At 60.2% G+C, this 21,300-nt stretch carries 23 protein-coding genes and 1 tRNA gene; 13 read left to right on the top strand and 11 right to left on the bottom strand.

What is annotated here, in order from left to right; translation table 11 throughout:
* Positions 1–64: 64 nt before the first annotated feature.
* From clpX to SIB72_RS04495, 3 genes are read left to right on the top strand one after another with little or no spacing between them, the layout of a single operon-like run.
* Positions 65–1,420 carry an ATP-dependent protease ATP-binding subunit ClpX gene (gene clpX, locus SIB72_RS04505; protein ID WP_115119348.1) on the top strand — a complete coding sequence of 452 codons (1,356 nt, stop codon included), beginning with the start codon at positions 65–67 and terminating at the stop codon, positions 1,418–1,420.
* Positions 1,421–1,424: 4 nt separating this feature from the next.
* The gene (locus SIB72_RS04500; RefSeq protein ID WP_413744746.1) at positions 1,425–2,063 is read left to right on the top strand and encodes a lecithin retinol acyltransferase family protein; all 639 of its coding nucleotides are present in this window, start codon (positions 1,425–1,427) and stop codon (positions 2,061–2,063) included.
* Between the two features lie 23 nt (positions 2,064–2,086).
* Complete coding sequence (locus SIB72_RS04495; protein WP_413744745.1) at positions 2,087–4,168, top strand: DNA polymerase III subunit gamma/tau; 2,082 nt, start codon at positions 2,087–2,089, stop codon at positions 4,166–4,168.
* A gap of 153 nt (positions 4,169–4,321) precedes the next feature.
* Here the strand turns inward: SIB72_RS04495 and SIB72_RS04490 are convergent, their stop codons facing one another.
* Together SIB72_RS04490 and SIB72_RS04485 are read right to left on the bottom strand one after the other, a co-directional pair.
* The gene (locus SIB72_RS04490) at positions 4,322–5,641 is read right to left on the bottom strand and encodes a glycosyltransferase (protein ID WP_413744744.1); all 1,320 of its coding nucleotides are present in this window, start codon (positions 5,639–5,641) and stop codon (positions 4,322–4,324) included.
* Between the two features lie 38 nt (positions 5,642–5,679).
* Positions 5,680–7,251, bottom strand: a complete 1,572-nt coding sequence (locus SIB72_RS04485; RefSeq protein WP_413744743.1) for a SpoIID/LytB domain-containing protein — start codon at positions 7,249–7,251, stop codon at positions 5,680–5,682.
* Between the two features lie 57 nt (positions 7,252–7,308).
* Here SIB72_RS04485 and rpmI point away from each other — a divergent pair, with 57 nt between their 5' ends.
* The 3 genes from rpmI to SIB72_RS04470 are packed head-to-tail and all read left to right on the top strand — an operon-like array spanning position 7,309 to position 8,527.
* A complete protein-coding gene (rpmI, locus tag SIB72_RS04480) occupies positions 7,309–7,506 on the top strand; it encodes a 50S ribosomal protein L35 (RefSeq protein WP_115018965.1) in 198 nt (65 codons plus the stop codon).
* A 60-nt stretch (positions 7,507–7,566) separates the two neighbouring features.
* On the top strand, positions 7,567–7,914 hold the full coding sequence (gene rplT, locus SIB72_RS04475; RefSeq protein ID WP_115018966.1) for a 50S ribosomal protein L20: 348 nt from the start codon (positions 7,567–7,569) through the stop codon (positions 7,912–7,914).
* A gap of 43 nt (positions 7,915–7,957) precedes the next feature.
* Positions 7,958–8,527: a hypothetical protein gene (locus SIB72_RS04470; RefSeq protein WP_413744742.1), complete on the top strand. Its 570-nt coding sequence runs from the start codon at positions 7,958–7,960 to the stop codon at positions 8,525–8,527.
* Here SIB72_RS04470 and SIB72_RS04465 read toward each other — a convergent pair.
* Positions 8,495–9,013, bottom strand: coding sequence for a hypothetical protein (locus SIB72_RS04465; protein WP_413744741.1), 519 nt, complete (start codon positions 9,011–9,013; stop codon positions 8,495–8,497). The two genes, SIB72_RS04470 and SIB72_RS04465, sit on opposite strands and share 33 nt — an antisense overlap.
* A gap of 92 nt (positions 9,014–9,105) precedes the next feature.
* Here SIB72_RS04465 and SIB72_RS04460 point away from each other — a divergent pair, with 92 nt between their 5' ends.
* The 4 genes from SIB72_RS04460 to SIB72_RS04445 all read left to right on the top strand — a co-directional run bounded on the left by SIB72_RS04460 (position 9,106) and on the right by SIB72_RS04445 (position 12,612).
* Positions 9,106–9,942, top strand: coding sequence for a thiazole synthase (locus tag SIB72_RS04460; RefSeq protein ID WP_413744740.1), 837 nt, complete (start codon positions 9,106–9,108; stop codon positions 9,940–9,942).
* Positions 9,943–10,018: 76 nt separating this feature from the next.
* Positions 10,019–10,186 (top strand): photosystem II assembly protein Psb34, encoded by a 168-nt coding sequence (gene psb34, locus SIB72_RS04455; protein ID WP_115019167.1) that lies wholly within the window; start codon positions 10,019–10,021, stop codon positions 10,184–10,186.
* A 58-nt stretch (positions 10,187–10,244) separates the two neighbouring features.
* Complete coding sequence (locus SIB72_RS04450; protein ID WP_413744739.1) at positions 10,245–11,441, top strand: NAD-dependent epimerase/dehydratase family protein; 1,197 nt, start codon at positions 10,245–10,247, stop codon at positions 11,439–11,441.
* Positions 11,442–11,466: 25 nt separating this feature from the next.
* Complete coding sequence (locus SIB72_RS04445) at positions 11,467–12,612, top strand: glycosyltransferase family 4 protein (RefSeq protein ID WP_413744738.1); 1,146 nt, start codon at positions 11,467–11,469, stop codon at positions 12,610–12,612.
* Between the two features lie 9 nt (positions 12,613–12,621).
* Here SIB72_RS04445 and mrdA read toward each other — a convergent pair whose 3' ends face one another.
* The 5 genes from mrdA to cbiD form a co-directional block, all read right to left on the bottom strand.
* Positions 12,622–14,433 (bottom strand): penicillin-binding protein 2, encoded by a 1,812-nt coding sequence (mrdA, locus tag SIB72_RS04440; protein ID WP_413744737.1) that lies wholly within the window; start codon positions 14,431–14,433, stop codon positions 12,622–12,624.
* A gap of 17 nt (positions 14,434–14,450) precedes the next feature.
* Positions 14,451–14,870 (bottom strand): hypothetical protein, encoded by a 420-nt coding sequence (locus SIB72_RS04435; protein WP_413744736.1) that lies wholly within the window; start codon positions 14,868–14,870, stop codon positions 14,451–14,453.
* A gap of 11 nt (positions 14,871–14,881) precedes the next feature.
* Positions 14,882–15,493: a hypothetical protein gene (locus SIB72_RS04430; protein ID WP_115119325.1), complete on the bottom strand. Its 612-nt coding sequence runs from the start codon at positions 15,491–15,493 to the stop codon at positions 14,882–14,884.
* 64 nt (positions 15,494–15,557) lie between these two features.
* The gene (gene guaA, locus SIB72_RS04425) at positions 15,558–17,144 is read right to left on the bottom strand and encodes a glutamine-hydrolyzing GMP synthase (RefSeq protein WP_413744735.1); all 1,587 of its coding nucleotides are present in this window, start codon (positions 17,142–17,144) and stop codon (positions 15,558–15,560) included.
* Between the two features lie 57 nt (positions 17,145–17,201).
* A complete protein-coding gene (cbiD, locus tag SIB72_RS04420; RefSeq protein WP_413744734.1) occupies positions 17,202–18,335 on the bottom strand; it encodes a cobalt-precorrin-5B (C(1))-methyltransferase CbiD in 1,134 nt (377 codons plus the stop codon).
* Between the two features lie 67 nt (positions 18,336–18,402).
* On the opposite strand from cbiD, the gene SIB72_RS04415 reads away from it, so the two are divergent.
* Positions 18,403–19,554, top strand: a complete 1,152-nt coding sequence (locus SIB72_RS04415; protein ID WP_413744733.1) for a pyridoxal-phosphate-dependent aminotransferase family protein — start codon at positions 18,403–18,405, stop codon at positions 19,552–19,554.
* A 59-nt stretch (positions 19,555–19,613) separates the two neighbouring features.
* Positions 19,614–19,685: transfer RNA gene (locus SIB72_RS04410), tRNA-Gly, on the top strand.
* A 35-nt stretch (positions 19,686–19,720) separates the two neighbouring features.
* Here the strand turns inward: SIB72_RS04410 and SIB72_RS04405 are convergent.
* The 3 genes from SIB72_RS04405 to SIB72_RS04395 form a co-directional block, all read right to left on the bottom strand.
* Complete coding sequence (locus SIB72_RS04405; protein ID WP_115119317.1) at positions 19,721–19,903, bottom strand: hypothetical protein; 183 nt, start codon at positions 19,901–19,903, stop codon at positions 19,721–19,723.
* Between the two features lie 110 nt (positions 19,904–20,013).
* On the bottom strand, positions 20,014–20,241 hold the full coding sequence (locus SIB72_RS04400) for a hypothetical protein (RefSeq protein ID WP_413744732.1): 228 nt from the start codon (positions 20,239–20,241) through the stop codon (positions 20,014–20,016).
* A 37-nt stretch (positions 20,242–20,278) separates the two neighbouring features.
* Positions 20,279–20,662, bottom strand: a complete 384-nt coding sequence (locus tag SIB72_RS04395; protein WP_413744731.1) for a chemotaxis protein — start codon at positions 20,660–20,662, stop codon at positions 20,279–20,281.
* Between the two features lie 81 nt (positions 20,663–20,743).
* On the opposite strand from SIB72_RS04395, the gene SIB72_RS04390 reads away from it, so the two are divergent.
* Positions 20,744–21,259 (top strand): AbrB family transcriptional regulator, encoded by a 516-nt coding sequence (locus SIB72_RS04390; protein WP_115119313.1) that lies wholly within the window; start codon positions 20,744–20,746, stop codon positions 21,257–21,259.
* Positions 21,260–21,300: the final 41 nt, after the last annotated feature.

Below are 21,300 nucleotides of genomic sequence, written 5' to 3'. Positions count from 1 at the left end.
CTTGGTACCGGACCGTCCCTACACGAGAGGTCCGTTTCTGCCCGTTTGAAGAGTCCGGCGCCCGATGGCCAAATTCGATGCCCATCTGAAGTGCTCCTTCTGCGGCAAGTCCCAGGAACAGGTGCGCAAGCTGATCGCCGGTCCCGGCGTCTATATCTGCGATGAATGCATTGATCTCTGCAACGAGATCCTTGATGAAGAGCTGATCGACGCCCAGGGCAATCCCCGTCATGGCGCTGATGCAGGTCGCAAAACCGCCCAGGGCACACGCAAGAGCAGCAAGCCAGCACCCACCCTGGCCACGATTCCCAAACCGCAGGAGATCAAGTCATTCCTGGATGAACAGGTTGTTGGTCAGGACGCTGCCAAGAAGGTGCTCTCTGTGGCTGTTTACAACCACTACAAGCGGCTGGCCTGGCAGGGGGATGGCAAAGGCGAAACGGAAGAGACCGCGACCCGATTGCATAAGAGCAACATCCTGCTGATCGGCCCGACTGGCTGCGGCAAGACCCTGCTGGCCCAAACGCTGGCAGAAATGCTGGATGTGCCCTTCGCCGTGGCCGATGCCACCACCCTCACGGAAGCGGGATACGTCGGTGAAGACGTGGAAAACATCCTGCTGCGACTGCTGCAGAAAGCCGACATGGATGTGGATCAGGCGCAGCGCGGCATTATTTATATCGACGAGATCGACAAAATCGCTCGCAAGAGTGAAAACCCCTCAATTACCCGCGATGTCTCTGGGGAAGGCGTTCAGCAAGCCCTGCTGAAAATGCTTGAGGGCACCGTCGCCAACGTGCCGCCCCAAGGTGGTCGTAAGCACCCTTATCAAGACTGCATCCAGATCGATACCAGTCAGATCCTGTTCATCTGTGGCGGCGCCTTCGTGGGGCTGGACGATGTGGTGCAGAAACGGATGGGGCGTAACGCCATCGGCTTCGTGCCAAGCAGCGATGGCCGCGGTCGCAACCGCGCCAACCGCGACCTCCAGGCCGCCCAAGTACTGCGCCATCTGGAGCCCGACGACCTGGTGCGCTACGGCCTCATCCCTGAATTCATTGGCCGGATGCCAGTGAGCGCCGTGCTTGAACCCCTGGATGAACCAGCCCTCAAGTCAATTCTCACCGAGCCTCGCGATGCGCTGGTGAAACAGTTCCGCACCTTGCTGAGCATGGACAACGTGCAGCTCGAATTCGAGAACGATGCCGTAGCAGCCATCGCCTCAGAGGCCCACCGACGCAAAACCGGCGCCCGTGCCCTCCGCGGAATCGTGGAGGAGCTGATGCTCGATCTGATGTACGACCTCCCCTCACGCAAGAACGTGAAAACCTTCACCGTGACTCGCGCCATGGTGGATGAACACACCGGCGGCAAGGTGCTGCCGCTGCCAGGCGCTGATCGCCAACAGGAATCCGCCTGAAGCGATGGCCGCTGCCGATCACCTTCAGGTGCCTCGGCAGCACGGCCTTTTTCTCCACCACGGCATCGACTTAGGCGACGGCACCGTGGCCCACTACCTGGAGGGCCGTGAAATCCTGCGCAGCCTTCAGGACGACTTCAGCTCCGGCCAGCCTGTCACCGTGGTGGAGCATTCTCAGTGCTCCCCCCAGGGCGTCACCCTGCGCAGGGCGATGAGCCGCATCGGTGAGCAGAACTACAACCTGCTGTTCAACAACTGCGAACACTTCGCCACCTGGTGCAAGACCGGCCGCCATCGCAGCGATCAGGTGAACTCCGTCTTGGAACGAGCCCGGCACTGGAGCCAGCTGATGCCTTCGGCCTTAATGAAGGGGCTGGAACTGCTGGTGCAACGGGGCCTGCTGGACGACAACAGTCGGGCGATGGCCCGGGAAGGGGTGGCAAAGCTGGAGCGGCTGCGCCTCAATCTGCTCAACAAACTCGAGACGCTTCTGCAGCAAGCAGACCATGAAGGCAACAAGCGCCTACTGCTCAGTGGCCAGACCCTGGCCGATGAACTGGCGGCGGTCGAGGAGCTGAAACAGAAGATTGATGCCCTGCTGGAAGAACCCCGCGCACTGCCTGAAGCGAAGCAACCTGAGTAGTCTCCCGGCAATACCCAGGTCGCATGAGCCAGGCCTACCAGCCGCTGCATCACAAATACCGGCCCCAGCGGTTTGACCAGCTGGTGGGGCAGGACGCGATTGCCGCGACCCTGGGGCACGCCCTGCGCACTGACCGGATCGCGCCTGCCTACCTCTTCAGCGGCCCGCGCGGTACCGGCAAGACCTCCAGCGCCAGAATCCTGGCCCGTTCGCTCAACTGCCTCAGCAGCGAAGGGCCGACGCCTGAACCCTGCGGCACTTGCGAGCTCTGCACCACGATCGCAGCCGGCACCGCCCTTGATGTGATCGAGATCGACGCCGCCTCCAATACCGGCGTTGACAACATCCGCGATCTGATCGAACGCTCCCGATTCGCACCAGTGCAGGCGCGCTGGAAGGTGTACGTGGTGGACGAGTGCCACATGCTCTCCACTGCAGCCTTCAATGCCCTGCTCAAGACGCTGGAAGAGCCGCCACCGCGGGTGGTGTTCGTGCTGGCCACCACCGACCCGCAGCGAGTGCTGCCCACGATTCTGAGCCGCTGCCAGCGCTTCGATTTCCGTCGCATCCCGATCGATGCACTGGAGAAACACCTCACCTGGATCGCTGAACAGGAATCGATCCCCATCCAGCCAGAAGCAGTGCATGTGGTAGCCCAGCGAGCCCAGGGGGGCCTGCGCGATGCGGAAAGCCTGCTGGATCAGCTCAGCCTGCTGCCGGCTCCGATTGAAGCCGATGCCGTATGGGACCTGCTCGGCGCCGTTCCCGAACAGGACCTCATCGCGTTGGCGGAAGCCCTGGCGAGCGGTGATCCACTGCAGCTGGTGGAATCGAGCCGCAGCCTGCTGGACCGGGGGCGCGATCCTGGCGCCGTACTGCAAGGCCTGGCCGGCATCCTTCGGGACCTGGTGCTGATGGCAGCTGCGCCGGATCGTCCGGAGCTCACCAGTGTGTCGCCCCAGTTCCGTGCGCAGCTGCCTGATCTGGCGCAACGAATCGGGAGGCAACGGTTACTGCACTGGCAAGCGCGCTTACGAGGCAGCGAACAGCAACTGCGTCTGAGCGTGCAACCCCGGCTGTGGCTGGAAGTCTTGCTGATGGGCCTGCTGGCCGAAGCCGAACCCGTTGCCGCCAAAGGCATGGCCACCGCGCCTCAAGCTGCAGCACAGACTCCAGCCCCAGCTGCCGCAGCACTGAGAACAACTGCACAAGCGGCTGCCGTTGCACACCCTGCTGCAGCTTCAGTTCCCGTGCCCAGCGAAGCGACTGCAGTGGCGGCTCCACCTCCCTCAGCTGCGCCAGCACCCCCAACTGAAACAGCTGCGGCCCCAACAACCGCTTCGGTTTCCTTACCTCCCACCGGCCCAACTGCCACCACTGCAGCACCAGCGACCGATCTGGAAGCAGAGCAAACGAGCCCAGACGAGACTGCCAGTGCTACTGCCGGTGCCACCAGCACCAACCTGCCCGAGCTGTGGCAGCAGATCCTGGCCAGCCTGGAATTGCCCTCCACGCGGATGCTGCTCTCCCAGCAGGCTCAATTGGTGCGGATGGATTCGCATCGGGCCGTGGTGCAGGTAGCCGGAAACTGGATGGGCATGGTGCAAAGCCGCGCCACCTTGCTGGAACAGGCCATCGCCCGGGCCTGCGGCGGCAACCGCCAACTGGTGCTGGAGAACCACGCTGGTGTCATCACCCCAGCAACAGCAGCCCCCGGTGCGGCCCCACCTACTTCAGCGCCAACGCCGGCACCAGCACCGGCACCAGCCAGGAGTGCAGCACCAACCATCTCAGCGCCCACCCAACCGCCTGCTGTGCAGTCCACTGCTGCCATCCCCGCTCCGCCTCCTGCTCAGTCCCAGCCCCAAACCGGATCCATGCCAACGCCCGTGACTACACCGACGGGTGCACCACCAGCAATAACGACAGCAGGCACACCACCATCGCCTCAGCTACCCCAGACAGCTGCACCGACGCAGGAGCAGGGGCAGCCAACCGTTAATCCACCAGGCCAACCTCCAATGCGCTCACCAATGGACGACAAAGTGAAGCGCTTCGCTGACTTCTTCAATGGCCAAGTCGTCGATGCTGACCTGGACAGCTAATTCAAACCGCAACTAGAAAAGAGAAGCAATCAGACTCAATAACTCCTTCCGGCAAAAGAATTATGCGTTGCCCCAAAAGCTTTAAGCGACATCTATTTCAACGAAGCAATCAACAAGCAAAAGCCATAAATGGCTCAAACTTGATTGTTTAGATTAGGCCGGTGCCTCGCCGCGATGACTGGTCTTGGCCCACACCAATCGCTTCGGGAACAGGGTCATCTTGAGCGTGACCCAGGGAATCACGACAAACCAATGACCCAGATAAGCGATCCCAAGCAGCAAGTTGAGCAACCCGGGCCGAGGAAGCTCAGGGCCCTCGCTCAACCTGCGACAACCACGCCAATACGCCAAACCCGACACGCTGAACGCAACGATTGAGAGAGGCCAGTACACCGGCATCGTGCGCAGGATCAGGCTCGTGACCAGATCCGCAAACGACAGCAAGGGCAGCACGTACTGGAGCAAAAAGAAACAGGCCAGATCGAGCTTCTGACCAGCACTCAGCGATCCAGAGGTGAGTTTCGGCCAGTAATCAAAGAAACGCTGCAACCCACCTTCAGCCCAACGTTGACGCTGCTTCCACAGGGCCGGGAGCGATTCCACCGCCTCCTCCTGGACTGGGGGATCCCAGAGCAGACCCACAGGGGCGCCATCCGTCAGAAGCCGAAAGCTGAGATCGAGATCGTCAGTGACCGTGTCTTCGTTGAAGCCCCCACAGGCCTGCAGTCGGCTGCGCTGAAGCAACTGCCCGTTACCGCGAAGCTCCATCACGCCGGCGCCCCGGAGCCGACCCTGCTGCAAAAGAGCGTCGAGAGCCATCTCCATCGCCTGCACCCTCGTGAGCCAACTCTCCTGGGCGTTCGTGACCGCTTTACGCAACTGCACGGCAGCCCAGCGGCCACGAAGCGCAAAAGGCAGCAAGCGCTCCAACACATCGTTCTGGAGCTGCGCATCAGCATCAAGCACCAACATCCAATCGCCCTTGAGCTGCTGAAGCACGGTGTTGAGCGCGCCCGACTTTCCTCCACCTGCACCGCGCTTGCGATGAATCACCTGCAACTGAGGATGCTGCTGCTTGAGGTCATCGAGCAAGAGGCCGGTGCGATCCTGACTGCCGTCATCCACGACCCAGAGCGAAAGGCGCTCCTTGGGATAGCGCAAGGCAGTAAGACGCTCCACCAACCTGGTGACTACTGCTTCCTCATCCCGGGCGGCCACCACCACATCCACGGCGGGCAAATCCAGAGAATCATCCTCTCGATCTGGATCAGCGCCCGGAGCACAGGGCTGATCACGACTGCGAAGCACAGTGCGAAGGCCGTAACCCCCCAGCAGCAGTGCCAAGGTGACCGCTGGCGCCAGGCTGCGCAGAGGATCCAACCAGTGGGGTGCTGCCCCCGCCCAGCCGCAGGCCACAAGGAACAGGGCTGACTTGCCGCGTCGGTGATCACCAGTCACTGCCGCCACGGCCATCGCACTTCGCGGAATAGCGGGACTCTAAGCGGCGCGCCCTATGGGGCTAGCGGTGCCAGGGTCGCTCCCGGGTAGTAGTGCTGAAGAATGCGCTGCACCGACCATCCCCGAGAGGCCAGATCAATGGCCCCGGCCTGGGACAGTCCGGCCCCATGGCCGAAGCCACCGCCGTTGAAGCGCCAAACTCCCTCTCCACTGGTTTCGAGTGTGAACAGAGTGCTGGGCAGCCGCCGCAAGGTGCGGCGAATGGCATCAAGACGCAGATCCACAGCGGAACCTGGCCCATCGCCCTCAATGCGCAGGGTCAGAACCCTCCCACTAGGGCCACGCTTCACCACCGCTACGCCCTGCACAACACCAGGGGACTGAGAGGCCAAGGCCCTTTCAAGCTGAGATGCCGTATAGGTCCGCGTCCAGCGGAATAACGGATGACCAGCCCCATAAGCACCACGACCAGCCTGAACAAGACGGCGGACGGCATCGGCATCGTTCAACGGCAGCACAACGGCATCAAGCCAGCCCTGGTCACCATCGGCTTGAGCCTGCAAGTAAGCAGCGGGAGCCATCGCCCACGCCTCAGGCGCCGAGGCCATCACACCACCATTGGAGGCGTGATAAACAGCACTGATCGGTTTGCCGTTCCACTGCAACACCTGACCAGTCGTGGCCTTAATGGCCTGTCGCACCGCTGAACCGGCATCGCGGGGATCGCTATAGACCTGGCACTGGGTGTCACTGCACAGGTGATAGCCGTCGATGCCAAAACGATGGCTATTGGCCAGCGCCCATGTGCGGGCCAGGACAGCCTGAGCCTGCAAAGCCGCCTCCGGCGAACCAGCCCCAATCTCATGGGGCACCACACCCTCGAGGTAACGCTCCAGTGGTACCTGCTCAAGCAGCGTCCAGCTGCCGTAGGCATCTGGCTGCAGCCGGAATGGCCCCTGCATCACACCACCCTTCCAGCTCAAACCATCGGGGGCCTCGAGCAACAAGGGACCAGCAAGGGGCTTGAGGTCGCCATCGATGCCCTCAAGTACCGGACGAACCACTGAAGTGATCGTGTTGCGCCAAGGACGGGTCGCAACTCCCTCCAGCACAGAAGCAGTCTCTGGAGCCCAGACCTCCCACTCACCCGGATGGGCGACCAACGCCTGAACGCCCTGCTGACGCCACCGCTGCGCCACCCGATCGGCGGTCTCGAAACTGGCGTAAGGCCCCGCCACTAAACGGGACACCTTGACGGGCTCAGCAAGCGGCTCCAACCGCCAACTGATCGAGAGGTTTGGCGCAGTCGCTAGTGGCTGGGAGACCCCCGAAGCGCTGCCATCTCGGAGCACCAGTGGGGAAGCCCCAGCACTGCGAAGCGTCAATGTCGGAGCGGGCTGATCACGCTTTGTGCCCCGTCCTAGGTGATCGTCAAGGGCAACCCAAAGACGATTCCCAGACGCCTGGGGCGGCGCTGGCACAGGACGATGCGTGGGGATTACAGGCTTGGCAGGCCCAGGAGAGACCGCCGCCTCCTGGGCCCGACAACCACCGCAGATCACACTCACCACCAGCACAGAAGGGGTGATGACCCCCAGCGACAGGACGCGTCCGAAGCGGTTCATTGGCTGGGGGAGGATGAGGGCGTATTGTTGTCGTTTGTGCCACGTGCTGCCAGAGACATGCCCAAGCTGAAGACCCGCAAAGCAGCCGCCAAGCGGTTCAAAGCAACAGGTACTGGCAAATTCATGCGTCGTCGTGCCTTCCACAATCACCTTCTGGATCACAAGAGCCCGAAGCTGAAGCGCCACCTGGGCACCAAAGCCGTTGTGGACCGCACCGATGAGGAACGTGTGGCCCTGATGATGCCTTACGCCTGATCGAGCTTGCGCTCGCTCGTCGCGAACCCGAACTGTTTCCCTTACTGACTCCCCTGATCCATGGCCCGCGTTAAAAGAGGCAACGTTGCCCGCAAGCGCCGTAACAAAATTCTGCGCCTTGCCCGTGGTTTCCGTGGCAGCAACGGCACCCTCTTCCGCACCGCCAACCAGCGCGTGATGAAGGCGCTGTGCAACGCCTATCGCGACCGTCGTCGTCGCAAGCGTGACTTCCGTCGCCTCTGGATTGCACGGATCAACGCTGCTGCACGTCTCAACGGCATGAGCTATAGCCGCCTAATCGGCGGCCTCAAGAAGGCCGATGTGCGCCTGAACCGCAAGATGCTGGCCCAACTGGCCGTAGCTGATCCCGGCAGCTTCACCAATGTGGTGACAGCAGCAAAAAGCTGAATCAAACGCCGAACCATTGAACTGAGAGGAGGAGTTGCTCGTGATGGATGGACTCCTCCCACAGACTTATCTGCTGGGTCTGATCGTCTTGCTCGCGATCGTTGCCGTTGTGGTCGGTCGACAGCTGCTTCGAACCCGCAGGGATGAGCTCAACCTGATCCAGTTTGAGCAAGAGGGTGCTGCAACGTCGAAAGATGCTGGCCGGCTCTATGAGCTCGCATCTGTGCAACTTCGCAAGCGGCTCTACCCACAGGCCACGGCCAACCTGCGCCAAGCCCTAAAGCGCCTTTCAGGGGAGCCTGATGAAGCCAAGGCGCTGATCGAGAACGCCCTGGGCTTTGCTTTGGCGGCTCAGAAAGACTTTGACGGTGCGGTGAAGCATTACAGGTCTGCTCTGAATGCCAAGGCGGACTACCCCGTCGCCCTCAACAACCTTGCCTTTGCCCATGAGCGCCTGCTCGAGCCGGAGAAGTCTGCAGATCTCTATCGCAAAGTGTTGGAATTTGAACCAGCCAACACCACAGCAACCAAACGGCTGAAACGCATTGAACGCCAACTTCGTTCAGGCAAAGACGCCAGCTCACCAGAGGCCGCGAATCGGAAGGGCTTCTGAGACGCAACCAGGCGACAGAATCAAGCGTCCGCCGGGATTGGTGAGCCGAGGCGCTTCCCAGCCAGCAAGGTCAAACCCCTGAAGACCCAGAAACTCGCCGCCACTCTCCAACCCGTCGGGGAGGCTGTCAGCAAGGGGAATCAGATCAAGCTGATCTGACTTGGCATTGAGATTGCCTTGAACTGGGGTCTTGATCGTGCCAATCGTCATGTCTCCGCGGAGCGCCACCATTTGGCCATAGGCCTGCACGCTGGAAAGATTGAGCAGCACCTCCTGATCCATGCCGTTGGGGAAGCTCTTGTAACGCCCGCACCATTGGCGCGGCATCGTGACGGCCAAGTCGGAAGCACGAGCTACCGGATCAAAGCTTTCAACATTGCCCTCGAGCATCAGAGGCATCGCCAGCCTTGAACTATCAAAAGGCAGCTGGCTTTCAAAAGGCACGGCACTTTCAACAGGCAGATCCACGACGGGTGGAACAGGCATGGCTGAAACAGGATGATGGGCTCAAGTTAGGGCCATTCCAACTGGCCTGTTCAGTCCCCACCCGGTTCTCACACCCTTTTCTGCTCTTCGGCATGTCCACGGTTTCGACCTCTCCCCTCTCCAGCTACACCAACGCTTCGGATCCGCTGCTGATCGCAGGGCGACAGTTCAACAGTCGCTTGTTCACTGGCACGGGCAAATACCCGAATCTGGCCACAATGCAGCAAAGCCTGGAACGATCGGGTTGCGAGATCGTCACCGTGGCCGTACGCCGGGTCCAGACGGTGGCTGTAGGGCATGAAGGCCTGATGGAAGCGATCGACTGGTCAAGAATCTGGATGCTCCCCAATACGGCAGGTTGTGCCACCGCTGATGAAGCAGTGCGCGTGGCACGGCTGGGTCGCGAACTCGCCAAGCTTGCAGGCCAGGAGGACAACACCTTCGTCAAGCTGGAGGTGATCCCCGATAGCCGCCATCTCCTCCCCGATCCGATCGGCACGCTCGAAGCCGCCAAACAACTCGTGAAGGAGGGGTTCACCGTTCTCCCGTACATCAATGCCGATCCTCTATTGGCCAAACACCTGGAGGATGTGGGCTGCGCCACGGTGATGCCCCTAGGCTCGCCGATCGGCTCCGGTCAGGGTCTCCGCAACCTCGCCAACATCGCTCTGATCATTGAGAACGCCAGCGTTCCAGTTGTGGTGGATGCGGGGATCGGCGTTCCGAGTGAAGCCGCCCAAGCACTGGAGATGGGGGCAGCAGCGGTCCTGGTCAACAGTGCCATTGCTATGGCAGGAGACCCCCCAGCCATGGCCGAAGCCATGGGCTTAGCCGTTCAGGCAGGCAGACAAGCCCACCTAGCAGGCCGGCTGCCACTGCGTCAGGACGCCTCCCCTAGCTCCCCCACCACCGGAACGGTGAAAAGCTAGTCATGACAGACCATGGCGCAATCGGCCCAAAGCAGCCAGAAGCCCATAAGGTCTCCCCTTCGGAAACATCGAATCCATGCAAGTCACAGAAGAGGATGGAGGAAGGCTGAATGCCTTCGCCAAAGAACCACGCATGGAAGTGATTGACGTGAAATCCAGCCGCAGCAGCAGCTCTCAGCTGTTGATCGTGGTTGGCGGGGTGCTTGTGGTCGCCCTAGTGGCCGTGACTGTGGTGATCAGCTGAAAACCCTGTAGTAGCTTGCCCGGGATTAGCGCTCAGCACGCTTCGGCAGGAGTTTGAGGTGAAGGTTCTCGTTCTCGGCGGCGACGGCTTCTGCGGCTGGCCCTGTGCAGTGAATCTTGCGGACCAGGGTCACGACGTGCTGATCGTCGATAACCTCAGTCGCCGCAAGATCGATATCGATCTCGAGGTTGAATCGCTCACCCCGATCACCAGCATCGGCGAGCGTCTGAAGGCGTGGGAGGAAATCGGCGGCAAACCCATGCGCTTCCTGCACATGGATATCGCCCACGAATACCAACGGCTGCTCGATCTGCTGATCGAAGAAAAACCCAATGCAGTGGTGCATTTCGCCGAGCAACGGGCTGCTCCCTATTCGATGAAGAGCAGCGCCACCAAGCGCTATACAGTCGACAACAACGTCAACGGAACCCACAACCTACTGGCCGCCATCGTCGAAAGCGGACAAGACATCCATGTGGTGCATCTGGGCACCATGGGCGTTTATGGCTACGGCTCGCACCGCGGCGCCACCATTCCTGAGGGCTACCTCAAAGTGGAGGTTCCCCAGCCTGACGGCAGCCGCTTTGAGGAAGAGATCCTCCACCCCGCCAGCCCTGGCAGCGTCTATCACATGACCAAGACGCTCGATCAGCTGCTCTTCCTCTACTACAACAAGAACGACAACGTCCGCATCACCGACCTGCACCAGGGCATCGTCTGGGGCACCAATACCGATGCCACCGACCGGGATCCGCGTCTCACCAACCGCTTTGATTACGACGGCGACTACGGCACTGTGCTCAACCGCTTCCTGATGCAAGCGGCCATCGGCTATCCGCTCACCGTGCATGGCACGGGCGGCCAGACCCGGGCCTTCATTCACATCCGCGACTCGGTGAAGTGCGTGCAGCTCGCTCTGGAGAACCCCCCCAGCAAAAGCGAGCGGGTGAAGATCTTCAACCAGATGACCGAAAGCCATCAAGTGGGCGAGCTGGCCAAAAAGGTGGCCGCACTCACCGGAGCCCAGGTGAACAACTTGCCCAACCCTCGTAACGAGGCTGTGGAAAACGATCTGATCGTGGACAACCGTTGCTTCCTCGAGCTCGGCCTCAATCCCACGACCCTTGATGATGGTCTGCTGAAGGAAGTGATGGAAATCGCCACGCGCTACGCCGACCGTTGCGATCGCAACCGCATTCTCTGCACCTCCGCCTGGACCAAGACCCAGGCGGAAGCAATCGGCACTGCACCTTGATCCGCATCTCCCCACCGCCGACCCAGTGAAAGTCGCTTTTTTCACCGAAACCTTCCTTCCGAAGGTAGACGGCATCGTCACCAGGCTTACCAAAACGGTGAGGCACCTGGTGGAAGCAGGTGATGAGGTGGTTGTGTTCTGTCCGGAGGGATGTCCAAGCGACTACATGGGCGCCCAGCTGATTGGCGTGCCCGCCATGCCGCTGCCGCTGTATCCAGAACTGAAGCTTGCCCTGCCCAGACCGGCAGTATCAGAAGCGATCGACAGCTTCCAGCCAGACCTTATCCATGTCGTCAATCCCGCCGTCCTTGGGCTTGGAGGCATCTGGCTGGCCAAAACCAAGGGAATTCCCCTGGTTGCGAGCTACCACACCCATCTGCCCAAATATCTCGAGCACTACGGCATGGGCATGCTGGAGCCGCTGCTATGGGAACTGCTCAAGGCAGCCCATAACCAGGCCGTACTCAACCTCTGCACCTCTACCGCAATGGTGCAGGAGCTGAGCGAGAAGGGAATTCAGCACACCGATCTCTGGCAGCGAGGGGTGGATACAGACATGTTCCGCCCGGAACTACGCAGCGACGCGATGCGAGAGCGACTGCACGGTTGCCATGACGACCGCGGTTCACTGCTCCTTTATGTGGGCCGTCTCTCAGCCGAAAAGCAGATTGAAAGGATCCGACCGGTGCTCGAGGCCATGCCCGATGCGCGGTTAGCGCTGGTGGGCGACGGACCCCATCGGCAGCAGCTAGAAAAACACTTCGAAGGCACCGCAACCACCTTCGTGGGCTACCTGGCGGGTGACGAACTGGCCAGTGCCTATGCAAGCGGTGATGCCTTTCTGTTCCCTTCCAGCACCGAAACCCTCGGCCTCGTGCTTCTAGAAGCGATGGCCGCCGGCTGCCCCGTTGTCGGGGCCAATCGCGGCGGCATTCCCGACATCATCAGCGATGGCATCAACGGCTGCTTGTATGAACCGGATGGCGCCGATGGTGGTGCCAAAAGCCTGATCGAAGCCACCAGCAAGCTGCTTGGCAACGACATTGAGCGCCAGAGTCTTCGCTCTGCAGCCCGCCAGGAAGCCGAACGCTGGGGATGGGCTGGTGCCACAGAACAACTGCGGGGCTACTACCGCCATGTGCTGCAGCAAGAGTTAGGCGCTGTTGCCTGAGCCTCAAGCTCAGCTCTTCTGGCGTTTGCGGTTCCACACCTCCATCACCTTTTTTGCCATCGGCAGCGCATGCACTGAGCCGCCACCTGGGGTGTTCTGCGCAAATGCCACGATCACGATCTCACCCTCCGGATAGGGGGCATAAGTGGCAAACCAGGCATGATCCGCTCCATGAGAGCTGTTGTCTTCTGCCGTGCCGGTCTTACCGCCAGCCGATGGGATCCCAGGACCGTTCAGTCCATAACCGGTTCCATCGGAGACCACTTTACGTAATCCTTCCCGGATCTTGGCCAAAGTGGCGGGTTTGATGGCCACCCTGCTCCGCCGCGACGGTGCCGTCCAATCCAGACCCTGATCCGCCAAGTGAGGGGTGACCAGCCAGCCGCCATTGGCAAACACGCTGTAGGCCCGTGCCAGCTGCAACGGTGTGATTTGCACCACCGACTGACCGATCGAGGCGCTCGCCATATCTTCGGGAATCCAGGGCGTGGTTCCAGGTTGACCCCAGCCACGGCCGGCGGCCGCCCAATCTTCATCGGCCACTAAACCCACGCTTTCCTCCCAACCAATCTCGATCCCGCTCTTGGCACCAAACCCCAGATCCGTGGCCGCCTTCTTGAGGTGGCGTGATCCAACACCGACACCAATCTGATAGAAAAAAGTGTTGCTCGAGAAGCGAAGGGCATCGGCGTAACCGATGGTGCCGAAACCTGCACCGTTATGGTCTGGGAAGCAGTGCCCTCCATAAGTAATACAGGCAGCAGTTTTCAGCTTGGTTTCAGGGGGATACTTTCCTGACTCCATCCCAGCCATTGCAGTGACCACTTTCCAGGTGCTGCCTGGGTTGTAAGCATTCAATGCACGACTGAACAAGGGCAGGCGTGGGTTGTCGAACAGCTGGTCGTACTCCTTCTGGGTGGTGACCAGTTTGGAGAAAAAATTGGGGTCGTAATTGGGCTTACTGGCCAAGGCCAAGATCGCACCAGTGCGGGGATCCATCGCCACAATCGCGCCGCCCTTCTTATCAGCCAAAACCTGCTCCGCCACCAGCTGGAGATCGAGGTCAAGGGTGAGAGTGAGGTCCTTTCCGGCCACCGAGGGGCGATCACCGAGGTTCCGCTGCACCTCACCCATGGCATTCACTTCCAACATCTGGCCGCCCCACTTACCGCGCAGATGGGGTTCATAGGCAGCTTCAACGCCGGTGCGGCCGATGCGGTCGCGAATTTTGTAGCCCTTGTCGCCGAGCAGCTTGTACTCGCTTTCCGTGATCGGGGAGGAATAGCCAAGGGCGTGAGCCGCCATCGTGCCGTGGGGATAGAAGCGGAGGATGTCCACATCCACCATGGCTCCCTTCAAACCCAAAGCCTGCTCCTGGAAACGCAGCACCTGTTCGGGCTTGAGCTCGGTGGCCAGGGTGGTGCGATAACCATCGCGGTCCACCCCACGCTCGCGCCGCCGATCGAGCTCGACCGGACTCAAATTGAGCAACCGAGACAGACGATCTCGTAACGGAGGCCAGCTCGCGTCATCCACCAATCGGGGCTCGATATAGAGCGAATAGGTGAGCTTGCTGGATGCCAGCACGCGGCCTTCTCGGTCGAGCAGACGACCACGAATTGGAGAACGGGGCACCAAACGGATGCGGTTCTCATCCGCCAGCTCGCGGTAATGGGCACCCTCCAACACCTGCAACCAAGTGAGCCGGGTCAACATCGCCCCGCTGAACACCAGCACCAAGCCGATCAAAACCAGCGGCTGTTGCTTCAGACCGCTGTGGCGATAACCGCCCTCACGTCCGGTAAAGCTGGATCGGGCCATGGGAGCGGAAGCGATGCTCAGGACGCGAGATGCTGCTGGAGCTGATCCAGCCGCGTCTCAATCCTGGCGAGAACCACCTGGAGCGACTCGCGATCGTCAGAGGTCGTTGTTGTCCCATCCATCGTTGCGCCAATCTCAGCCGCCGATTCAGGAGACTCAGACAGCGTTGAGGCAGAACCTGGCTCAACATCCACATCCACCTGAATCACAGGATTGCCTAGTCCAGGACTGACTTGATCAAGCCGTTCCCGCACCTGCTTTGCCGCGGTTTCCCCTTCATCACGCAGATCTCCCAGGGGGTCAGATGAACCCGTGAAACCCTCAACCATTTTGGAGGCACCACCCTTGCGCACCCGTTCAACCATGGCCAGACCCACCGGCAGAACCTCCTGCATCAGGGTGAGCCTGAACGCTTCGAGCGGTCTTTGATCGGCCATCGGACCGGTAGTCAGCGAATCCCAGTCTGCTCCGAAGGCAGCACCAATGTGGGACAAGCCGCCTGCCGCGTCCCGAAGGTCCAACCCATCACACCACTGAGCACAATCAGGGCCAACACGGGCACAATCGCTTGATGGGTCGTCTCCTGCCCGATCCACTCCCGCCAGCTGCGCAGAAAACGATCCCTGGCAAAGCGACGCCGTTCCCGCGACTCCAGCTTGAAGCGACGCCGAAATGATTTCTCCACCCAACGCTCAAATGAGCGCTTCTTAGTGATCGCCATCTTGCGCTCCACCTCCAGCATCTGACCGGCGGTGAGCTCGGGATGGAAGGTGCTGATCAACTCAAGGCTCTTGAGAAACATCTCAACAGCACCATCTTTGATCTGGCGCCCATCCTCATCAAGGAGATCCCAAGCCAGCTCGGGATAGAAACGGCCTCGATTTTGAAGAATCTGCTCTTCGGTGAGCTGACCGGGCTCCCTCAACCAGCGATCGGTGTTGCTGTCAAAGCGACGCCAGTAGAGGAAGGGGTTGATGTAGATCGTCTTGCCGACCAGCTGGATACTGTCTTGCTGCAGACGTCGCTGAAGCTGCAGGGTCTGCTCTTGAGCAGCGGTCACAACGAATTCCGGCCGGGGGCTCAGAGTATCGGCGCCGTCGACCCTCCACCAGCCCCTAGCAGCACTATTCCCACTCAATCGTGCCGGGGGGCTTGCTGGTGATATCCAGCACCACCCGGTTCACGCCCTTCACCTCATTGACGATGCGGTTGGAGATCCGCTCCATCAGCTCGGGTGGAAGCCTGGACCAATCAGCGGTCATACCGTCTTCGCTGGAGACACAGCGCAGCACGATCGGCCAGGCGTAGGTGCGCTTGTCGCCCATCACACCAACTGAACGCACAGGCAGCAACACAGCGAAGGCTTGCCAAATGTCGTGATAAAGGCCGGCCTCCTTGATCTCCTCACGCACGATCAGATCGGCATCGCGAAGGCAATCGAGCTTCTCGTCCGTCACCTCCCCAAGAATGCGAATCGCCAGACCCGGACCGGGGAAGGGATGGCGACGCACGATCTCCTCGGGCAATCCAAGGTTGCGGCCAACCTTGCGCACCTCGTCCTTAAACAATTTGCGCAGAGGCTCCACCAACTTGAACTGCAGATCCTTAGGCAGGCCACCAACGTTGTGATGGCTCTTGATCTTCACCGCCACCCGCTCTCCGGTTTTCGGGTCAACGTTGGTGCCGGCGCTCTCGATCACATCCGGATAGAGAGTGCCCTGGGCAAGGTAATCAAAGGGGCCAAGGCGCTTGCTCTCCTCTTCAAACACACGAATGAACTCGGTGCCGATGATCTTGCGCTTCTGCTCAGGATCCGTCACTCCATTGAGCTTCTCTAGAAACCGCTTACGAGCATGGATGTATTCAACGTTGATGTTGAACTTTCGATCAAAGAAATCCATCAGGAATTCAGGCTCGCCTTTACGCATGAAGCCCTGATCAATGAACATGCAGGTGAGCTGATCGCCAATCGCTTTCTTCAGCAAAAAGGCGAGGGTGGATGAATCCACACCACCAGACAACGCCAGCAGCACCCGCTTATCGCCCACCTGCTGCCGCACCTGTGCAACCGCCTCCTCAATGAAGGCATCGGTGGTCCAATCCGGCTCACAACCACAAACGTGATAAACGAAATTGCGGATCAGAGCCATGCCGCAGGTGGAGTGCACCACCTCGGGATGGAACTGCACGCCATAGAGCCTGCGGTTGTGATCAGCCACCGCAGCTTCAGGTGTGTTGGTGGTGTGGGCCAAGCGCACGAAGCCTTTCGGCAACGCCTTCACCGAATCGCCATGGCTCATCCACATCGTGGAGCCGTCGTCGACGTTGGTGAGCAAATCAGTAGGGTCATCCACCTGTAGTGGCGCTTTGCCGTATTCGGCCTTGCCTGTGGCCGCCTCAACCTCACCCCCAAGCTGCTGCACCATCAGCTGCATGCCGTAGCAGACCCCTAACACCGGGATTCCCAGAGTCCAGATCTCCGGATCACATAGGGGGGCACCGTCGGCGTAAACAGAGCTGGGTCCACCACTCAGGATGATTCCCGCTGGAGCCATTTTGCGAAGCTCCTCAGCAGAGGTGCTGTAGCCGATCACCAGAGAGAACACCTCCGTTTCCCTCACCCGCCGGGCAATCAGTTCGGAATACTGCGAACCGAAATCGAGAATGACGATCGCTGGCTTTCGCTGGCCGTCAGGCTGAATCTGAGTCATCTCTACGAATGGGGTCGTGGGCAAACGACCGTCAATCAATCAGCGTAGAGAAGGGGCTCAAAGGCTTCGTCCCCAATCCGCCAGCAAGACCTGTCCAACTGGACCTGGCCAGCGTCGCTGCCTGGAGCGATCGAACAGCACAGCACCCACCTGCAGGGCCCAATCTCCATAACGCTGGAGATAGGCCCTAACCCGAGCCTCCACTGCTGCCGCCATGGCCTGCCGCAACGCCTCAGCCTGCCTCGGCTCCCGAGTCTGGAGATCCTCAAGAGCCGCTTCAACGGACGCCGCTTGACCCAGGCTTTGCAGCAGATCCAAAGGAAAAGCAAGGTCCACCGCCAGCGCTACCAACACCTCCAACCGCCCGTCAGCCAGGTGGTGATGGGTATGAAAAATGCCGCCGGCAAGCTTGACCAACTTTCCCTGATAACCCAAAAGCACCAACTCCTCCACGCCCGCTTCCGCCGCCGCCACCAGCATCGGTCCGATCCAGTTACCGGTCTTGAGCAGCGGCCCTGAAGACCCGAAGCCGAGCTGCTGCGCCAAGTGAAAGCCGTTCTCGCCAATCACCAGCGTCAGCCGCCCAGCGAAGTCCGGCTCAACAACCAGCGCCCGCAACCGCTCCAGACTGCTCTGTAACTGATCCGGCGAGGCACTGATCTGCACCTCAGCCTGAGTGCCGATCAGCGCCAGCCCCTCCACCACACCAAAGGCAGCATTGCTGGTGCGTTGAGCCAGCTCACGCCCGCGGGGAAGCACCACCTCCACCACCAGACCACGACCCTTAGGAACAAAAGGCCGCAGATTCTGCTCCAGCAGCTCACGGGCAAAGGTGGAGAGACAGATGCCTCCACCCTCGGCGAACCGACCAACACCAGCACCTGGAATCACATTCAGCCAAGGATCGGCAGTTGGGGCCCAGGCCACACGCACCCAGACCTCCAATCCCCGGGTGAGATCCAACCCTGGCCCGGGATCACACACACTGATCGCCAAAGCCTGCACTCCGCTCTCCAGGAGGGAGACGGATCGCACAGGCACGGTCTGCACAGGATCGCCACCTGGCTGGAACAGCTGCTGATTCAGCACAACCGGCTCACCGACCAGGCACTGCATGGCAGCCCTGGCAGCAGCAGCCACCCACATGGGCAAGGTCAAACCCAAGCTCGGAGAAGGGGACGCCTCAGGCATATGGACTGACCAGCAACAAGACGTTCAGGACCATTTTTTAAGATGATGGATTGGCATTTCCGCGGCCGTGCAGGACAAGCTCACCCTGATGATCCCCGGGCCCACCCCGGTGCCCGAGACGGTGCTCAAGGCCATGGGCCGTCACCCCATCGGACATCGCAGTGGTGAGTTTCAGGCTGTGGTGCAGCGCACCACAGAGCAACTGCGTTGGCTGCATCAAACCAGCAACGATGTGCTGGTGATCACAGGCAGTGGAACCGCTGCAATGGAAGCCGGCATCATCAACACCCTCAGCCGCGGCGACAAGGTGGTCTGCGGAGATAACGGCAAATTCGGAGAACGCTGGGTGAAGGTGGCCAAGGCCTATGGCCTTGACGTGGAAGTGATCAAGGCCGAGTGGGGCCAACCCCTGGATCCAAATGCCTTCCGCAACGCTCTGGAAGCCGACACGGAGAAAGCAATCCGTGCCGTGATTCTCACCCATTCCGAAACCTCGACTGGAGTCATCAACGATCTCGAAACCATCAGCGCTCACGTGCGCGCCCACGGAACAGCACTAACGATTGCTGACTGTGTCACCAGTCTCGGAGCCACAAATGTGCCCATGGACAGCTGGGGCCTGGACGTGGTGGCCTCCGGCTCCCAAAAGGGATACATGATGCCCCCTGGCCTGAGCTTCGTGGCCATGAGCGAAAGGGCCTGGAAAGCCTATGAGCGTTCCGATCTGCCCAAGTTTTATCTCGATCTGGGGCCTTACAGGAAAACTGCTGCGAAGAACAGCAACCCGTTCACCCCTGCTGTGAACCTCTACTTCGCCCTAGAAGCAGCACTGGAGATGATGCAGACCGAAGGCATGGAATCAATTTTCAACCGTCATGCCCGCCACCGTGCCGCTGCTCAGGCAGGCATGAAAGCCATGGGCCTCCCCCTCTATGCCGCAGACGGTTATGGGAGCCCTGCGATCACCGCCGTGGCTCCAGACGGCATCGATGCAGAACAACTGCGCAAAGCCGTCAAGGACCGTTTTGACATCTTGCTGGCCGGAGGTCAGGATCACCTCAAGGGCCAAGTCTTCCGCATCGGCCATCTTGGATTTGTATGCGATCGGGATGTGCTAACAGCCGTTGCTGCGATTGAATCCACGCTGCATTCCCTCAACCTGGGCAAAACCAACATGGGTGATGGTTTGGCAGCAGCAGCAGCAGCCTTAAACAGCTGAGGCGACAAGGCGAAACGATCAGAAGGATGATCGGCGGCAGTGCCATAAACTGCCGATGTGCGGGTGTAATTCAGTGGTAGAATGTCAGCTTCCCAAGCTGAACGTCGCCGGTTCGAGTCCGGTCACCCGCTTGAACGATTGAACAAGGAAAGATCCAAGTTTCGCCTCACTGGCGTGGCTTGATCAGTTGCATGACCTGCGGGCCAACCCCACCGGCTCGACGTTCCTGATCGAGAGCACGGAGAATCAGAGATCCGGATTCAGGAACATCACCCTTTTCAGCTGCTACACGGGCTTGGGCAAACAACCGTTGTGCCGAGTCAAGATAACCCTGCCGCTTATCGATCACTGCCGCAGAGCCCCCAGAAGCTCGTGCAAGTATTGACGTCAATGTCTAAACGATGATCTGTTTTGAGTTTAACGTAATCGTCACCATTGCAATACAAAGTGAGAGATCAATCAAGTACCTGGCTCCTCAACATTGCCACCCATCGCATCGATTTGCTCGCGCAGAAGAGTGATGCGTGACTGATCACCGCGGGTGATTGCCACAGCAAGAGCAAACTCAAGTTTCTCAAGCTGATGGCCCCCTTCGACGTATCCACGCCCGGAACGACCAGCGGGGAACGAACGAAAAGCACTACGGCTACCGCCGCTTGCACATGCACCGGGCTGAGGAATGGCCATGGGTCACTTTCTTTTCATTTTGACACCTCCGGCCTGTTCATGCCGCCTCGTGATCGACCTGATTGCCATCCTCTGACCCAGAAAACAGATCGGAGACAGCATCGCTTTCATCGCCATCATGAACAGCGTGATCGGCGAAATCCTCTGTGGCCGTCTCCGCAACGGGCATCTCAGCCATGGCCTCTGTGCTGGCGGCGGTGGATTGCAGCAGCGACTGACAGTCCATCAGCAGACGATCCACGTCATCAAGGCGGGCAAGTTCATCCGCTGGCATCTCAGGGGTGTCATGGTGCTGCCTGACCTGCAGTTCAAGGCTCTCGAGACGCTGCTCGAGCTTCACCAATCGCTGCGACAGGGCATTGATCGCCTGAGCGACATCCTCTGCCGTGCGGGTGATCCGAAAAGACACGGACTGGGTCATGGCCGATGCATGCCAATGGGAATGCGCCGATGACAACACATCTGGGATCAGACTGAAACCCTTATGCGATCGGAACCTCCAATGCCCCCTCTGGCAACTCTTCTGATCTATGCCCTCGCCGGCACCAGCATGGGCCTGCTCGCTTTACGCACCGGCATCCCCGCCGCTCCCCTTGCAGGCGCACTGCTGGGGGCAGGGATCGTGAGCATGAGCGGACGGCTGGATGTTGCCGAATGGCCTACAGGAACGCGAACAACGATCGAGATCGCCATTGGCGTGGTGATCGGTACCAGCCTGACCCGCGCCTCACTGGAACAACTGCAGGAACTCTGGCGACCGGCCATCCTGATCACCCTCACTCTTGTGATGACAGGGATCGCCATCGGACTGTGGACCAGCCGCTTACTCGGGATCGATCCAATGGTGGCCCTGCTCGGAGCCGCACCTGGCGGCATCAGTGGTATGAGCCTTGTTGGGGCGGAATTCGGCGTCGGCGCTGCAGTCGCTGCCTTGCATGCGGTACGGCTCATCACCGTGCTTCTGGTCCTGCCGCTGCTGGTGAAACTGTTAGTGCCTCTTGGCCTAGGTGAATCCTGAGGCCTGGACATCATCGGTCGAGTCGATACGTTGGCGCAGAT

This window comes from Synechococcus sp. MIT S9451, from assembly GCF_047304725.1.
Classification (GTDB): domain Bacteria; phylum Cyanobacteriota; class Cyanobacteriia; order PCC-6307; family Cyanobiaceae; genus Synechococcus_C.
The sequence above is the reverse complement of the archived record's forward strand: the minus strand, read 5'-3'. Positions and strand labels throughout refer to the sequence as shown.

Excerpts from the sequence above, each read along its gene's own strand:
- psb34 (WP_115019167.1), top strand. The coding sequence starts at position 10,019 with ATGCAAGTCACAGAAGAGGATGGAGGAAGGCTGAATGCCTTCGCCAAA.
- SIB72_RS04435 (WP_413744736.1), bottom strand. The coding sequence starts at position 14,870 with ATGGCCGATCAAAGACCGCTCGAAGCGTTCAGGCTCACCCTGATGCAG.
- SIB72_RS04465 (WP_413744741.1), bottom strand. The coding sequence starts at position 9,013 with ATGCCTGTTCCACCCGTCGTGGATCTGCCTGTTGAAAGTGCCGTGCCT.
- SIB72_RS04495 (WP_413744745.1), top strand. The coding sequence starts at position 2,087 with ATGAGCCAGGCCTACCAGCCGCTGCATCACAAATACCGGCCCCAGCGG.
- SIB72_RS04395 (WP_413744731.1), bottom strand. The coding sequence starts at position 20,662 with ATGACCCAGTCCGTGTCTTTTCGGATCACCCGCACGGCAGAGGATGTC.
- cbiD (WP_413744734.1), bottom strand. The coding sequence starts at position 18,335 with ATGCCTGAGGCGTCCCCTTCTCCGAGCTTGGGTTTGACCTTGCCCATG.
- rpmI (WP_115018965.1), top strand. The coding sequence starts at position 7,309 with ATGCCCAAGCTGAAGACCCGCAAAGCAGCCGCCAAGCGGTTCAAAGCA.
- SIB72_RS04485 (WP_413744743.1), bottom strand. The coding sequence starts at position 7,251 with ATGAACCGCTTCGGACGCGTCCTGTCGCTGGGGGTCATCACCCCTTCT.
- SIB72_RS04490 (WP_413744744.1), bottom strand. The coding sequence starts at position 5,641 with ATGGCCGTGGCGGCAGTGACTGGTGATCACCGACGCGGCAAGTCAGCC.
- guaA (WP_413744735.1), bottom strand. The coding sequence starts at position 17,144 with ATGACTCAGATTCAGCCTGACGGCCAGCGAAAGCCAGCGATCGTCATT.
- clpX (WP_115119348.1), top strand. The coding sequence starts at position 65 with ATGGCCAAATTCGATGCCCATCTGAAGTGCTCCTTCTGCGGCAAGTCC.
- SIB72_RS04400 (WP_413744732.1), bottom strand. The coding sequence starts at position 20,241 with ATGGCCATTCCTCAGCCCGGTGCATGTGCAAGCGGCGGTAGCCGTAGT.
- mrdA (WP_413744737.1), bottom strand. The coding sequence starts at position 14,433 with ATGGCCCGATCCAGCTTTACCGGACGTGAGGGCGGTTATCGCCACAGC.
- SIB72_RS04390 (WP_115119313.1), top strand. The coding sequence starts at position 20,744 with ATGCCCCCTCTGGCAACTCTTCTGATCTATGCCCTCGCCGGCACCAGC.
- SIB72_RS04460 (WP_413744740.1), top strand. The coding sequence starts at position 9,106 with ATGTCCACGGTTTCGACCTCTCCCCTCTCCAGCTACACCAACGCTTCG.
- rplT (WP_115018966.1), top strand. The coding sequence starts at position 7,567 with ATGGCCCGCGTTAAAAGAGGCAACGTTGCCCGCAAGCGCCGTAACAAA.
- SIB72_RS04470 (WP_413744742.1), top strand. The coding sequence starts at position 7,958 with ATGGATGGACTCCTCCCACAGACTTATCTGCTGGGTCTGATCGTCTTG.
- SIB72_RS04500 (WP_413744746.1), top strand. The coding sequence starts at position 1,425 with ATGGCCGCTGCCGATCACCTTCAGGTGCCTCGGCAGCACGGCCTTTTT.